The sequence below is a fragment of the Mycobacterium simulans genome, from assembly GCF_900232995.1.
In the GTDB taxonomy this organism is placed as follows: domain Bacteria; phylum Actinomycetota; class Actinomycetes; order Mycobacteriales; family Mycobacteriaceae; genus Mycobacterium; species Mycobacterium simulans.
In genome coordinates, this window is record NZ_OCVX01000005.1 from 614882 (window position 1) to 628872 (window position 13991).

Annotated in this window: 16 protein-coding genes; 14 read left to right on the forward strand and 2 right to left on the reverse strand. The window is 65.1% G+C overall.

What is annotated here, in order from left to right; translation table 11 throughout:
* Window positions 1-18: 18 nt before the first annotated feature.
* Genes MSIMFI_RS21425 through MSIMFI_RS21445 form a run of 5 tightly spaced genes read left to right on the forward strand, consistent with a single transcriptional unit; the run spans window position 19 to window position 3520 of the window.
* The gene (locus MSIMFI_RS21425; RefSeq protein WP_191499022.1) at window positions 19-1257 is read left to right on the forward strand and encodes an acyl-CoA dehydrogenase family protein; all 1239 of its coding nucleotides are present in this window, start codon (window positions 19-21) and stop codon (window positions 1255-1257) included.
* The gene (locus MSIMFI_RS21430; protein ID WP_396820522.1) at window positions 1254-2225 is read left to right on the forward strand and encodes a phosphotransferase family protein; all 972 of its coding nucleotides are present in this window, start codon (window positions 1254-1256) and stop codon (window positions 2223-2225) included. The genes MSIMFI_RS21425 and MSIMFI_RS21430 overlap by 4 nt, the downstream gene beginning before the upstream one ends.
* Window positions 2222-2554, forward strand: a complete 333-nt coding sequence (locus MSIMFI_RS21435; protein WP_191499023.1) for a DUF6285 domain-containing protein — start codon at window positions 2222-2224, stop codon at window positions 2552-2554. Before MSIMFI_RS21430 ends, MSIMFI_RS21435 begins: the two co-directional genes overlap by 4 nt.
* Window positions 2555-2565: 11 nt before the next feature.
* Window positions 2566-2976, forward strand: coding sequence for a nuclear transport factor 2 family protein (locus tag MSIMFI_RS21440; RefSeq protein ID WP_191499024.1), 411 nt, complete (start codon window positions 2566-2568; stop codon window positions 2974-2976).
* Window positions 2977-2983: 7 nt separating this feature from the next.
* Entirely contained in the window at window positions 2984-3520 is a 537-nt protein-coding gene (locus tag MSIMFI_RS21445) for a YceI family protein (protein WP_191499025.1), read from the forward strand.
* 11 nt (window positions 3521-3531) lie between these two features.
* On the opposite strand, the gene MSIMFI_RS21450 is transcribed toward MSIMFI_RS21445, so the two are convergent.
* Window positions 3532-3960 carry a DUF6188 family protein gene (locus MSIMFI_RS21450; RefSeq protein ID WP_186242066.1) on the reverse strand — a complete coding sequence of 143 codons (429 nt, stop codon included), beginning with the start codon at window positions 3958-3960 and terminating at the stop codon, window positions 3532-3534.
* Window positions 3961-4040: 80 nt separating this feature from the next.
* Here MSIMFI_RS21450 and MSIMFI_RS21455 point away from each other — a divergent pair, with 80 nt between their 5' ends.
* The gene (locus MSIMFI_RS21455) at window positions 4041-4442 is read left to right on the forward strand and encodes an Rv3143 family two-component system response regulator (RefSeq protein ID WP_191499026.1); all 402 of its coding nucleotides are present in this window, start codon (window positions 4041-4043) and stop codon (window positions 4440-4442) included.
* A gap of 8 nt (window positions 4443-4450) precedes the next feature.
* Here MSIMFI_RS21455 and MSIMFI_RS21460 read toward each other — a convergent pair whose 3' ends face one another.
* Entirely contained in the window at window positions 4451-5749 is a 1299-nt protein-coding gene (locus MSIMFI_RS21460) for a PPE family protein (protein ID WP_191499027.1), read from the reverse strand.
* A gap of 369 nt (window positions 5750-6118) precedes the next feature.
* Here MSIMFI_RS21460 and MSIMFI_RS21465 point away from each other — a divergent pair, with 369 nt between their 5' ends.
* The 8 genes from MSIMFI_RS21465 to MSIMFI_RS28430 form a co-directional block, all read left to right on the forward strand.
* Window positions 6119-6508: an NADH-quinone oxidoreductase subunit A gene (locus tag MSIMFI_RS21465; RefSeq protein ID WP_186242063.1), complete on the forward strand. Its 390-nt coding sequence runs from the start codon at window positions 6119-6121 to the stop codon at window positions 6506-6508.
* 27 nt (window positions 6509-6535) lie between these two features.
* Entirely contained in the window at window positions 6536-7090 is a 555-nt protein-coding gene (locus tag MSIMFI_RS21470; protein ID WP_191499028.1) for a NuoB/complex I 20 kDa subunit family protein, read from the forward strand.
* A complete protein-coding gene (locus tag MSIMFI_RS21475; RefSeq protein WP_191499029.1) occupies window positions 7087-7794 on the forward strand; it encodes an NADH-quinone oxidoreductase subunit C in 708 nt (235 codons plus the stop codon). The genes MSIMFI_RS21470 and MSIMFI_RS21475 overlap by 4 nt, the downstream gene beginning before the upstream one ends.
* On the forward strand, window positions 7794-9092 hold the full coding sequence (gene nuoD / locus MSIMFI_RS21480; protein WP_186242060.1) for an NADH dehydrogenase (quinone) subunit D: 1299 nt from the start codon (window positions 7794-7796) through the stop codon (window positions 9090-9092). The genes MSIMFI_RS21475 and nuoD overlap by 1 nt, the downstream gene beginning before the upstream one ends.
* Complete coding sequence (gene nuoE, locus MSIMFI_RS21485; protein WP_191499030.1) at window positions 9089-9844, forward strand: NADH-quinone oxidoreductase subunit NuoE; 756 nt, start codon at window positions 9089-9091, stop codon at window positions 9842-9844. Before nuoD ends, nuoE begins: the two co-directional genes overlap by 4 nt.
* Window positions 9844-11172, forward strand: coding sequence for an NADH-quinone oxidoreductase subunit NuoF (gene nuoF, locus MSIMFI_RS21490; RefSeq protein ID WP_191499031.1), 1329 nt, complete (start codon window positions 9844-9846; stop codon window positions 11170-11172). Before nuoE ends, nuoF begins: the two co-directional genes overlap by 1 nt.
* Window positions 11169-13568 (forward strand): NADH-quinone oxidoreductase subunit G, encoded by a 2400-nt coding sequence (locus tag MSIMFI_RS21495; protein ID WP_191499032.1) that lies wholly within the window; start codon window positions 11169-11171, stop codon window positions 13566-13568. Before nuoF ends, MSIMFI_RS21495 begins: the two co-directional genes overlap by 4 nt.
* A gap of 85 nt (window positions 13569-13653) precedes the next feature.
* Window positions 13654-13991 (forward strand): NADH-quinone oxidoreductase subunit H (locus MSIMFI_RS28430; RefSeq protein WP_224770369.1); only part of this gene is annotated, 338 nt, incomplete at its 3' end.

Consider the following 13991-nt stretch of genomic DNA (forward strand, 5'->3'; position numbering starts at 1 on the left):
GCGCGTAAGGAGATCATCATGGACTTCTCTCTCCCACAACACCTTCCGGGCCTGCTCGCCGAGATGGACGAGTTCATCGAGATCGAGATCAAACCGCTCGAGCGCCAACATATTCAGTACTTCGACCATCGCCGAGAACATGCCCGCACCGACTGGGACAACGGCGGCATACCACGGCGCGAGTGGGAGGACCTGCTGGACGAAATGCGCAGGCGCGCCGATAAGGCGGGCTGGCTGCGTTATGGTCTGCCGGCACAGTTCGGCGGCCGCGACGGCACCAACATCGACATGGCCGTCATCCGGGAGCATTTGGCGCACAAAGGACTCGGCCTGCACAACGACCTGCAAAACGAGTCGTCGATCGTCGGCAACTTCCCCCAGGTCATCATGATGGACCGGTTCGGCACCGACGCCCAGAAGCGGGAATGGACCGAGGCGCTCATCAGTGGCGAGCGATCCATGGCGTTCGGGCTGACCGAGCCCAACCACGGATCGGACGCCACCTGGCTGCAGACCCGCGCCGAGAAAGATGGCGACGGCTGGGTCATCAACGGCGCCAAGCGATTCAACACCGGCGTGCATCGCGCCACGCACGACCTGGTGTTCGCCCGCACCTCGGGTGAGCCGGGCCAGGCCCAGGGCATCACCGCGTTCCTAGTCCCGACCGACACTCCCGGCTTCGACGTGCCGTACTACTGGTGGACGTTCAACATGCCGACCGACCACGGCGAGGTCGAGCTCAACAACGTTCGGGTGCCCGACGACGCGGTGCTCGGCGAGGTTGACCGTGGCCTCGAGGTCGGCCAGACCTTCTTGCACGAGAACAGGATTCGCCAGGCCGCCAGCAGCTTGGGCGCCGCACAGTACTGCATCGACCGCGCCGTCGCCTACGCCAGCGCACGTACGGTCTTCGGCAAGCCGCTGTCGGTGAACCAGGCCGTACAGTGGCCACTGGTCGAGCTGCAGACCGAGGCGCAAATGGTGCGGCTGCTGGTGTACTACGCCGCCGAACACCTGGACCGCAACCACCACATGGAAGTGTCCGACAAGGTCTCGATGGCCAACTACCGCGCCAACCGGTTGGTGTGCGAGGCGGCCGACCGCGCCATGCAAGTGTTCGGCGGCGTCGGCTACAGCCGTCACGAGCCGTTCGAACACATCTACCGCCATCACCGTCGTTACCGAATCACCGAGGGCGCCGAGGAAATTCAGATTCGCCGAGTGGCGCAGCGGCTGTTCAAGTTTGGCAAAAAGTGAGGCTGCAGGAGAGCTTGCCGTCGGTACTGCGGCCGGTACTCGGCGAGGTGGCCGTCGAGAACCTGCGCGCGCTCAGCGGCGGAGCCAGCCGCAGTACGTGGGCATTCGACGCCGTAACAAGCGCCGGATCCAGGCCTTTGGTCCTGCGTATCGGGCCGCCCGATGACGTGCACTCCGGGATGGAACTGGAAGCCCGGGTCCAGACCGCAGCCGCTGCGGCCGGGGCTCCCGTCCCTTACGTCCTGACAGCCACCGATTCCCCTGCAGCACTGGGTAATCCGTTTCTGATAAGCGAAGAGATCAAGGGCGAGACCATCGTCCGACGCATCCACCGGCAACTCGACGAAGCGGGCCGGGCGCGGCTGCTTCGGCAATGCGCTCAGGCGATTGCAGCCATTCACCAGGCCGATTCGAGTGACCCCAGCCTGCCTCGCGAAGACGCAGTGACGCAGTCGCGCGAGCGGCTCGACGCGATGGGCGACACCACCGCCACCTTCGAATGGGCCTTCCGCTGGCTCGCGGCCCACCGGCCTCGAACATCCCAGTCGTCACCCGCAGTTCTGGTGCACGGGGATTACCGAATGGGAAACCTGATCGTCGACGGATCCGACCTTGCCGCCGTTCTGGATTGGGAGCTGGTACACATCGGCGAAGCCTACGAGGACCTGGCGTGGTTCTGCGTGCGCGCCTGGAGGTTCGGTGCGCCCGCCAGCCGCGGTGCCGGCGGCCTAGGCAGCATCGACAGCTTTCTGCGGGCCTACGAAGAGGCCAGCGGGGTAGGCGTCGATCGCCAGGCGTTTCGCTGGTGGCTAGTGCTGGCCACGCTGCGCTGGGGAATCATCTGCCGGTACCAGGCCGAGCGCCACTTGAGCGGACAGGTTCGTTCGGTGGAGTTGGCGACGATCGGCCGCCGGGTATGCGAGAACGAGTGGGACCTGCTCAACCTGCTTCAGGAAGGCACGCCATGACAGCAGCCTATGGCCGCCCGACCGCGGCCGAACTGGTGGCGGCCGTCGCCGAATTCCTCGAGAACGATGTCCGCGAGGCAACCAGCGGGCAGGTCAACTTCCACGCGAGGGTAGCGGCCAACGCGCTACGCATCGTCGAGCGCGAATTGCTCGCCTCCGATGAGTCCAGCGCCCCGCTGGCCGAGCTCGGTTTCGCCGACGAGGCCGCACTCGCCGCCGCGATCCGGGCCGGCGAGTTGGACGGGAGCGCCGACGAGGTCATCGCGTGTCTGCGCGCACTGGTACGACATCGGTTGGCTGTTGCCCACCCCGGATATGACAGCGAATAGGAGCCAGTCACATGCCCGCTACCACCGCGAAGACCATCGTCGAGGTGGCCAATCGGCTGTTCACGGCCATCGAGAACGGCGACCTGGCGGCGGTGGATCGACTGTGGAACGACAACATCGCCGTGTGGCGGGTCGGCACCCGCCGGGACAACGACAAGGCCCGGGCGCTGCGGGTGATTGATTGGTTCATCTCGGCCACCACTGAGCGCCGCTACGAGGTTCTGGACCGACAGATCTTCGACTCCGGGGAGGCCAGCACCGGGTTCGTCCAGCAGCACGTGCTGCATGCGACCGGCCAGGACGCCCAGTCGATCGCCCTTCGGGTGTGCATCCTGATCAAGCTGGACGAAAATGGACTGATCAACCGTATTGACGAATATTTCGACCCGGCCGGGCTCGCCCCCCTGCTCGAATCCCAATGAGGCGACGATGACGACACTGGAAACCCTGCTCAGCGACTCCGACGCCGCCGGCGCGTGGAATCTCGTCCCAGATCGCTCGGCCATCACCTTCAGGATCAAGAACATGTGGGGCCTGCTGAACGTCAAAGGCAGGTTCACCGATTTCAGCGGAACCGGTCAGCTCACCGAGAAAGGCGAGGTGACCGGGCGAGTCGACATCAATGTTGCGTCGTTGCGCACCGGCATTCGGCGCCGCGACAAGCACCTGCTCTCCGCCGACTTTTTCGAAGCTGACCGCTTCCCACAGATCGCCGTCGTCGTCACCGCCCTGCGCCCGACCGCCGGCAGGGCGGCTGACCTGCGGGCCAGCTTCACCATCAAAGGCAATACCGAACCCGTGCCCCTACCGGTGACGGTCACCGAGCTCGATGACGGCTCGGTGCAGGTCTCGGGAGCAGCTAAGGTCGATCGATCCCCGTTCGGTGTCGACTGGAACCGGTTCGGCATGATCGCCGAAACCGCGACGGTAGCTGCAGACGCCCTCTTTGTTCGGGCGCCGCGGTAGCTGTCGCTCGGTCACTCGTCGCCGCTGGTTTCGGCGACGTCATGCCGCACCACCCGCAGCTCGCCGTGCGCCATGCAGGCTGCGTATCCGTGGTACTTGCCATACAGCTCCCACGCGGTGACGTGCTCATCCGGGCGGACGTCGATTTGGTGACCGTCGGAGAAGTCGAGGTGGAGATCTCCGGTGTCAGTCCAGGCAACACCCGTGCACGTAGCCCCGGCGAAATCGAAGAGTGGACGCTCCTGGTCGGCTGGATCGTTCGGATCGATAACGACCACCTCCGCGGGCGCGCTTTCGATAACCGGGAGGGTCAGGACTATCGGTACCGATATGACAAGCTCGTTGTAATCCTCGAAATTCAGCACCAGACCGTCGCGGAACATAATCCGCTGTAAAGCACAGCCCTCAAGCCATTGCTCGATCGTTTTCTGTTCGGTCATATATTCACTCTGGCCCCTATATGTCACGTGCACAACCGCCGCGCGCCTGGCTGTAGGTGGATGCCAGTACCATCTGCAGCGTGCCCGACTCCAATCACGACCTGCGAATCCTCGTCTACAGCGACAACGTACAAACCCGCGAACAGGTAATGCGGGCACTGGGCAAGCGGCTACACCCGGATTTGCCGGAGTTGAGCTACGTCGAAGTGGCGACGGGTCCGATGGTGACACGGCAGATGGATGGGGGTGGCATTGACTTGGCCATCCTCGACGGGGAGGCGACGCCGACCGGAGGCATGGGAATCGCCAAACAGCTCAAGGATGAACTTGAGGCGTGCCCCCCGATCCTGGTACTCACGGGACGTCCCGACGATGCCTGGCTGGCCAGTTGGTCACGAGCGGAGGCCGCGGTGCCGCATCCGGTCGACCCCATCGTGTTGGGCCGGACGGTGCTTGGGCTGCTGCGCACCCCCGCGCACTAGCGGCTAGTTCAGCCGCCTCGCACCTGCAGGCGCGGGCCTTCTTCTGCCGCCCGAGGCCGCAATTCGCCGGTGGCCGCATCCGGCCTTAACGGCGCCACTGTTTGCGCTGCCTCCGTCGAATTCTCCGCAGCTTCCTCGGCCTGCGGTGTAGCCGCCCGCAGTGCCGACTCCGGAATTCCAGAACCGGTTGCCTGTGTTGCGGCCGTTACCGAGGACGGAGCCGCCTTCGCGGCAGCGTCCGGCACCGCTGTTGGCAATACACCAATTTGCGGAAGGGACGTTTCGGCTTCTGGAGTTTCAGCAGGCGGTGCTTCCGCTGCCGGCGCAGCGGGGCCGGCATTTTCAGTTCCCGGCTTCGGATCGCCAACCACCGCTGGTTTGTCGCTGGTAAAACCGGCTGCGGCGCTATTGCTGCCGGCCATCATCGCGCTGCCGGCTATCATCGCGGCCGGAACGAAGCCGACCGCGGGATTGACCGAGCCCGCGTAGGAGCCGGTAGCGGCGGCCCCCATAGTCGGGCTAGTGGCGCCAGTAGCGCTCGCAGTACCAACGGTTGGATCGCCAACGCTGCCGCTGTCGACGCCGTAAGTCCCCGCTGCACTGCCAACGCTGCCGCCAACGTAGCCGCCGCCGACGTTAGCGGTGCCCACACCACCAGACCCGGAACTACCGTCACCCGCACCGCCACCAGTGCCGCTGCCTGTGCTGCCGTCGCCCCCACCGGCGATGCCCGTGCTACCACCACCAACGCCGCCGCCGGCAAGACCAGCGCCAAGACCGGGAAGGCCCTTGAGCACACCCGCCCATGGCACCAACTGCTGGGCCACCGCCGACGCCCCGGAGTAGTACCCGGCCATAGCCGCCACGTCCGCGGCCCACATCTCCTCGTAGATGCTTTCGGCAGCCGCTATCAACCCCGCGTTCTGGCCGAACAAATTCGTCATCACCAGCTGCACGAAGGCGTTGCGGTTGGCATCTATCGCCCCTGGATGGATGGTGGCCGCCTGGGCTGCCTCAAAAATGCTGGCCACGCTACGTGCCTGCCCGGCCGCACCGCCCGCCTGAGCCGCCGCCGCGGCAAGCCACCCCGCATAGGGAGCCGCCGCCGCGGCCATCGCCGCAGCCGCCGCGCCCTGCCACGCCTGTCCGGCCAACCCTGCCGTCACGGAGGCGAACGAATTCGCCGCAGTCCCCAACTCTTCGGCAAGCCCCTCCCAAGCCGCCGCAGCCTGCAACATCGGCGCAGTGCCCGCTCCGATAAACATTCTCAGAGAATTGATCTCCGGTGGCAGCGTAAAGAAACTCACAGCTCAGTCCTTCCAGATCAGCTGCCGGCACCCCACTGACCTCGCGATTGCGATGCGACTACCCAACCCCAGACCTGAGAGTAACAACGATCGCTCCGTCCGTCGGCCGGTTCGCCTGACATTCATATAATCCCGTCGCTAATCCTCCCGCAATGCCAAAATGCGCATCTTTGACTCGCCTCTAAGCGATCGCTGACATTTCGCCAGGGTGCGTTAACCGATCCTCGCCTGGACCCCGGCCATGTGCTTCGGCCGTCGCGCGACTATGTTGAAGGTCACTGTGACGGCCCACAAGCCCGGTCCGTCACGGCAGCCCAGCCACCGCCTGGCCGCCGTGCTGGCGGCCCGTACGACGGATCATGGAGCGAGTTGAACGTCTACATACCCATCCTGGTGCTGGCGGCACTCGCCGCAGCCTTTGCCGTGGTGTCGGTCGTGATCGCGAGCTTGGTCGGCCCATCCCGCTTCAACCGGTCAAAGCTGGCGGCCTACGAGTGCGGGATCGAGCCCACCGATACCGGCGCGAGAACCGGGGCCGCAGTCCCCGGCGCCGCCGCCAGTCAGCGCTTCCCGATCAAGTACTACCTGACCGCAATGTTGTTCATCGTCTTCGATATCGAAATCGTGTTCCTCTACCCCTGGGCGGTTAGCTACGACTCGCTGGGGACCTTCGCTCTTGTCGAGATGCTGGTGTTCATGCTCACGGTATTCGTGGCCTACGCCTACGTGTGGCGCCGCGGGGGCCTGACGTGGGATTGATGGCCGAGATGGGATTGAGGTAAGGGCGTGGGACTGGAAGAACAGCTACCCGGCGGGATCCTGCTGTCGACAGTCGAGAAGGTGGCAGGCTACGTCCGAAAAAACTCACTGTGGCCGGCGACGTTTGGGTTGGCTTGCTGTGCGATCGAAATGATGGCGACCGCCGGGCCGAGGTTCGACATCGCCCGGTTCGGAATGGAGCGATTCTCGGCGACGCCGCGGCAGGCCGATCTGATGATCGTCGCAGGGCGGGTCAGCCAGAAGATGGCGCCGGTGCTGCGCCAGATCTATGACCAGATGGCCGAGCCGAAATGGGTTCTGGCCATGGGCGTATGCGCTTCCTCGGGCGGGATGTTCAACAACTACGCGATCGTGCAGGGCGTCGACCACGTCGTCCCGGTCGACATTTACCTGCCCGGCTGCCCACCGCGGCCGGAGATGCTGTTGTACGCAATCCTCAAGCTGCACGAGAAGATTCAGGAAATGCCGTTAGGCGTCAACCGGGAGCGCGCCATAGCCGAGGCCGAGGAGGCGGCGTTGGCCGCCAGGCCCACGATCGAGATGCGTGGATTGCTCCGATGAGCTCGCCAGACCAGGACCCGCGGGAAGCAATGGCGCGCCCAGGTGAAGAAGTCGTCGATGTTCGCCGCGGCATGTTCGGGGTCAAGGGCAGCGGCGACACCTCCGGGTATGGGCGGTTGGTGCGTGAGATCACGGTCCCGGGCAGCAGCCCGCGGCCCTACGGCGGCTACTTCGACGACGTCGCCGACCGGTTGGCCGAGGCACTGCAGCGTGAGGGCGTCGAATTCGAGGACGCGATCGAGAAAGTCGTGGTGGACCGCGACGAACTCACCCTGTACGTCAAACGGGAGCTGCTGCCGCAGGTTGCTCAGCGTCTTCGCGATGAACCCGAATTGCGCTTCGAACTCTGCCTTGGTGTCAACGGCGTGCACTATCCGCACGAGACCGGCCGGGAACTGCACGCCGTGTACCCGCTGCAGTCGATCACCCACAATCGTCGTCTCCGGCTGGAAGTGTCTGCGCCCGACAGCGATCCGCATATCCCTTCGCTGTTCGGGGTCTATCCGACCAACGACTGGCACGAGCGCGAAACCTACGACTTTTTCGGGATCATCTTCGACGGCCATCCGTCATTGACCCGGATCGAGATGCCCGATGACTGGCACGGGCATCCGCAACGCAAGGACTATCCTCTCGGCGGCATCCCGGTCGAATACAAGGGCGCGCAGATACCGCCGCCCGACGAGCGGAGGGGCTACAACTGATGACAGACGTCGAAACTGTCCTGGTCGCCGGCGGGCAGGACTGGGACAAGATCGTCGACGCCGCGCGAGCCGCGGATCCCGGCGAACGCATTGTTGTCAACATGGGGCCCCAGCACCCGTCCACCCACGGAGTGCTGCGTTTGATCCTCGAGATCGAAGGCGAAACGGTGGTCGAGGTGCGCTGCGGAATCGGCTACCTGCACACCGGGATCGAGAAGAACCTCGAGTACCGCTACTGGACCCAGGGCGTCACCTTCGTGACCCGAATGGATTACCTGTCACCATTTTTCAACGAAACCGCGTTCTGCCTGGGTGTGGAAAAGCTGCTGGGCATCACCGATCAGATTCCGGAGCGGGTCAACGTCATACGGGTGATGATGATGGAGCTCAACCGGATCTCCTCGCATCTGGTCGCATTGGCGACGGGCGGCATGGAGCTGGGCGCCATGACTCCGATGTTCGTCGGCTTCCGGGCGCGTGAAATTGTCCTCACCTTGTTCGAAAAGATCACCGGGCTACGGATGAACAGCGCCTACATCCGGCCCGGCGGCGTGGCCCAGGACCTACCGCCCAACGCCGTCGACGACATCGCCGACGCCCTCAAGCAACTGCGGCAACCACTACGCGACATGGGCGACCTGCTCAACGAAAACGCCATCTGGAAGGCCCGCACCGAAGGCATCGGCTACCTGGACCTCACCGGCTGCGTGGCACTGGGCATCACCGGCCCGATACTGCGCGCCACCGGGTTGCCGCACGACCTGCGCAAGAGCGAACCCTACTGCGGATACGAGAACTACGAATTCGACGTGATCACCGATGACCGTTGTGATGCTTACGGGCGCTACATCATTCGCGTCAAAGAGATGTGGGAATCATTGAAGATCGTGGAGCAATGTCTGGACAAATTGCGGCCAGGCCCAACCATGATTGAGGACCGCAAGCTCGCCTGGCCGGCCGATCTGTACGTGGGACCCGACGGGATGGGCAACTCACCGGAGCACATCGCCAAAATCATGGGCAGCTCGATGGAGGCGTTGATTCACCACTTCAAGCTGGTGACCGAGGGCATTCGCGTTCCGGCGGGCCAGGTTTACGTCGCCGTGGAGTCACCGCGCGGCGAGCTCGGCGTGCATATGGTTAGCGACGGCGGTACCCGCCCCTACCGGGTGCACTACCGCGATCCGTCGTTCACCAACCTGCAGTCGGTCGCGGCGATGTGCGAGGGCGGGATGGTCGCCGACCTCATCACCGCGGTCGCCAGCATCGATCCCGTCATGGGCGGAGTCGACCGATGACCGGCCCGCAAGGCGAGCCGGTGTTCCTCCGGCTGGGACCGCCGCCGGAGGAGCCCAATCAGTTTGTGGTTGAGGGCGCCCCGCAGACATACCCACCGGAGGTGCGGGCGCGGCTGGAGGTCGACGCTAAGGAGATCATCGGCCGCTACCCCAACAAGCGTTCGGCGCTGTTGCCGCTGCTGCACCTGGTGCAAGGCGAGGACTCCTACCTGACGCCGGCGGGTTTGGAGTTCTGCTCGGAGCAGCTGGAATTGACCGGGGCAGAGGGGTCGGCGGTGGCGGGCTTCTACACCATGTACCGCCGCGGACCCACCGGGGACTATCTGGTGGGCGTCTGCACCAACACGCTGTGCGCCGTCATGGGCGGCGACGCCATATTCGACGCCCTCAAAGACCATCTCGGCGTCGGCAACGACGAGACCACCTCCGACGGCAAAGTCACCCTGCAACACATCGAATGCAACGCCGCCTGCGATTACGCACCGGTGGTGATGGTCAACTGGGAATTCTTCGACAACCAGACGGTCGAATCGGCACGCGAACTCGTCGACTCGCTACGGTCGGGCACGCCAAAGGCGCCTACCCGCGGCGCGCCGCTGTGCGCCTTCCGAGAGACGTCGCGCATCCTGGCGGGCATGCCCGACCAGCGACCCGATGACGGACAGGGAGGCGCCGGCGCGGCCACATTGGCCGGACTTCGGGTGGCGCAGGAGAACGGCATGCAAGCGCCGTCAGGACCGGAAGGTCAGTGATGACTGCCCAGGCAACACCATTGACGCCAGTGATCAGCCGCTACTGGGACGACCCCGAGTCCTGGTCGCTGGCAACCTACCAACGACATGACGGCTATCAGGCCTTGCAAAAGGCCCTGGCAATGGAGCCCGACGACGTTATCGGCATGGTCAAGGACTCTGGACTGCGCGGGCGCGGGGGTGCTGGCTTCGCGACCGGCACGAAATGGTCGTTCATCCCGCAGGGCGACTCCGGACCAGCAGCCAAGCCGCACTACCTCGTCGTCAACGCCGACGAGTCCGAACCCGGTACGTGCAAAGACATTCCGCTGATGCTGGCGACACCGCACGTACTGGTTGAGGGCGTGATCATCGCCGCCTACGCGATCCGGGCCAATCACGCGTTCATCTACGTGCGCGGTGAAGTGCTCCCGGTATTGCGCCGGCTGCAGAACGCGGTGGCCGAGGCGTACGCCGCTGGCTACCTGGGCCGCAATATCAACGGCTCCGGCTTCGATCTGGATCTGGTGGTGCATGCCGGGGCCGGCGCCTACATCTGCGGCGAGGAGACCGCGCTACTGGATTCGCTGGAAGGCCGGCGTGGCCAGCCGCGGCTACGACCGCCCTTCCCCGCCGTCGCCGGGCTGTACGGCTGCCCCACGGTGATCAACAACGTCGAAACCATCGCCAGCGTCCCTTCGATCATTCTCAACGGCGTCGACTGGTTCCGGTCGATGGGCAGTGAGAAATCGCCTGGCTTCACGCTGTATTCGTTGTCCGGGCATGTCACCCGCCCGGGCCAGTACGAGGCCCCGCTGGGCATTACGTTGCGAGAGTTGCTTGAGTACGCCGGCGGAGTGCGAGCCGGGCACCAGCTCAAGTTCTGGACGCCCGGCGGTTCGTCCACACCGCTTCTCACCGACGAGCATCTCGACGTCCCGTTGGATTACGAAGGCGTCGGCGCAGCCGGCTCGATGCTGGGGACCAAGGCGCTGGAAATCTTCGACGAGACAACCTGCGTGGTGCGTGCGGTGCGCCGCTGGACCGAGTTCTACAAACACGAATCGTGCGGAAAGTGCACACCGTGCCGGGAGGGCACCTTCTGGCTGGACAAGATCTACGAACGCCTGGAAACCGGCCGGGGCACCCACGAAGACATCGACAAACTGTCGGACATTTCCGACTCCATCTTGGGAAAGTCGTTCTGCGCGTTGGGCGATGGCGCTGCCAGCCCGGTGATGTCGTCGATCAAGTACTTCCGCGACGAGTACCTAGCTCACGTCGAGGGAGGCGGTTGCCCGTTCGACCCCAAAGACTCCATGCTGACGCCGAACGGAGTGAATGCGTGACCCAAACGGCCGACACCGAAAACCGCGTCGCCCAGCCGGAGATGGTGACGCTGACCATCGACGGCGTCCAAATCAGCGTTCCCAAAGGCACTTTGGTGATTCGCGCGGCCGAGCTGATGGGCATCCAGATCCCCAGGTTCTGTGACCACCCGCTGCTGGACCCGGTTGGGGCATGCCGGCAATGCCTAGTCGAGGTTGAGGGCCAACGCAAGCCGCTGGCGTCCTGTACCACCGTGGCCACCGACGACATGGTGGTGCGCACCCAACTCACCTCTGAGGCCGCCAACAAGGCCCAGCATGGCGTGATGGAACTGTTGCTGATCAACCATCCGCTGGACTGCCCGATGTGCGACAAGGGCGGTGAATGCCCGTTGCAAAACCAGGCAATGTCCAACGGACGCGCCGATTCTCGCTTCACCGACGTCAAGCGCACCTTCGCCAAGCCGATCAACATCTCCTCGCAGGTCCTGTTGGATCGCGAGCGCTGCATCCTATGTGCGCGCTGCACGCGGTTCTCCGACCAGATCGCCGGGGATCCGTTCATCGACATGCAGGAGCGCGGCGCGCTGCAGCAGGTCGGCATATACGCCAACCAACCGTTCGAGTCCTACTTCTCCGGCAACACGGTGCAGATCTGTCCGGTGGGAGCGCTGACTGGAACCGCCTACCGGTTCCGCGCCCGCCCGTTCGACCTGGTTTCCAGCCCAAGCGTGTGTGAGCATTGCGCGGGCGGTTGCGCCGAGCGCACCGACCACCGCCGCGGCAAGGTGCTGCGCAGGCTTGCCGGTGACGACCCGGAAGTCAACGAGGAATGGAACTGCGACAAGGGCCGGTGGGCTTTTACCTACGCGACCCTGCCGGACGTGATCACCACTCCCCTGATCCGGGACGCCTCGGGCGAGCTGGTGCCCGCGTCGTGGTCGCATGCGATGGTGGCCGCGGCACAGGGACTCGAGGCCGCCCGCGGACACACGGGTGTGTTGGTCGGGGGCCGAGTGACCTGGGAGGACGCCTACGCCTACGCCAAGTTCGCCCGAATCACGTTGGACACCAACGACATCGACTTCCGCGCCCGTCCGCACTCGGCAGAAGAGACCGACTTCCTGGCGGCCCGCATCGCCGGTCGCCCGGTCACTGTTAGCTATTCCGACCTGGAGTCGGCCCCGGTGGTGCTGCTAGTCGGCTTTGAACCCGAGGACGAGGCGCCGGTCGTTTTCCTGCGATTGCGCAAGGCGGCCCGGAAGCATGGTGTGCCCATCTACGCCATCGCGCCGTTCGCTACTCGCTCGTTGCAGAAGATGTTCGGCCGGTTGCTGAAAACCGTTCCCGGCGAAGAGCCTTCGACGCTCGATGGGCTCGCTACCGGTGAGCTAGGTGACCTGCTGAGCACACCGGGGGCGGTCATCATGGTCGGGGAACGCCTGGCTACCGTGCCCGGCGGATTGTCCGCCGCGGCCCGGTTGGCCGACGCCACCGGGGCGCGGTTGGCCTGGGTGCCGCGGCGGGCCGGGGAACGCGGCGCGCTGGAAGCCGGCGCACTGCCCACGCTGCTGCCCGGTGGCCGTCCACTGGCCGACGACACCGCCCGCTCGCAGGTCAGCGCCGCCTGGCATGTCACCGAATTGCCTGCTGCGCCTGGACGTGACGCCGACGGCATCCTGGCCGCTGCCACCGATGGGACGCTGGGCGCGCTGCTGGTCGGCGGGATCGAACCCGCTGACTTCGCCGACCCGGACGCTGTGCTGGCCGCGCTGGACGCCGCCGGCTTCGTGGTGAGCCTGGAACTGCGGCACAGCGAGGTCACCGAGCGCGCCGACGTGGTGTTCCCGGTCGCACCCACGACGCAGAAGGCCGGCGCCTTCGTCAACTGGGAGGGCCGCTACCGCGGCTTCCAACCCGCCCTGCCCGCCAGCGCCCAGCCTGATCACCGGGTGCTCGACGCGCTGGCCGACGAGATGGGCGTTCACCTCGGTTTGCCTACTGTCGAGGCGGCCCGCAAGGAGTTGTCCGCCTTGGGCATGTGGAACGGCAAGCACGTCCCCACCCCGCACGTCGCGTCGGTCAAGCCCGCCCAGCCAGGGTTGGGTGAGGCCATACTGACCGGCTGGCGGATGTTGCTCGACCGCGGCAGGCTGCAGGACGGCGAACCATATCTGGCGGGTACGGCACGTAAGCCCGTGGTTCGGCTGTCGCCCGATACGGCCGCGGAGATCGGCGCCGTCGAAGGTGAACCGGTCACGGTCAGCACGCCGCGCGGCTCAATCACCTTGCCGCTGAACGTCACCGATATGCCCGACCGGGTGGTGTGGCTCCCGCTTAACTCAGAAGGTTCGGCGGTGTACCGGGAACTGGGCGTGACGCTTGGCAGCGTCGTGAAGATTGGGGTGAGCTCATGATCCGTTGCCGCGAGCGTGCGTGTCTGCACGCCGACACGCCGATTTCGACGTACAGTTGCGCACCCTCGCGCGATGGGGCAGCGGCATGACCACCTTCGGGCACGACGTCTGGTGGCTGGTGGGGGCCAAGGCGATCGCCATCTTCGTATTCCTGATGCTGACGGTCCTGGTGGCGATCCTGGCCGAACGCAAGCTGCTGGGCCGAATGCAGCTGCGGCCTGGCCCCAATCGGGTGGGTCCGAAAGGCGCCCTGCAGAGCCTGGCCGACGGAATCAAACTAGCGCTCAAAGAAAGCATCACACCCGGCGGCATCGATCGCTTCGTTTACTTTGTAGCGCCGATCATTTCGGTGATCCCCGCGTTTACCGCGTTCGCGTTCATCCCGTTCGGTCCGGAGGTGTCCGTTTTCGGGCATCGGACACC

Coding starts and splice junctions, on each gene's coding strand:
- MSIMFI_RS21425 (WP_191499022.1), top strand. CDS start 19: ATGGACTTCTCTCTCCCACAACACCTTCCGGGCCTGCTCGCCGAGATG.
- MSIMFI_RS21435 (WP_191499023.1), top strand. CDS start 2,222: ATGACAGCAGCCTATGGCCGCCCGACCGCGGCCGAACTGGTGGCGGCC.
- MSIMFI_RS21440 (WP_191499024.1), top strand. CDS start 2,566: ATGCCCGCTACCACCGCGAAGACCATCGTCGAGGTGGCCAATCGGCTG.
- MSIMFI_RS21445 (WP_191499025.1), top strand. CDS start 2,984: ATGACGACACTGGAAACCCTGCTCAGCGACTCCGACGCCGCCGGCGCG.
- MSIMFI_RS21450 (WP_186242066.1), bottom strand. CDS start 3,960: ATGACCGAACAGAAAACGATCGAGCAATGGCTTGAGGGCTGTGCTTTA.
- MSIMFI_RS21475 (WP_191499029.1), top strand. CDS start 7,087: ATGAGCTCGCCAGACCAGGACCCGCGGGAAGCAATGGCGCGCCCAGGT.
- nuoD (WP_186242060.1), top strand. CDS start 7,794: ATGACAGACGTCGAAACTGTCCTGGTCGCCGGCGGGCAGGACTGGGAC.
- nuoE (WP_191499030.1), top strand. CDS start 9,089: ATGACCGGCCCGCAAGGCGAGCCGGTGTTCCTCCGGCTGGGACCGCCG.
- nuoF (WP_191499031.1), top strand. CDS start 9,844: ATGACTGCCCAGGCAACACCATTGACGCCAGTGATCAGCCGCTACTGG.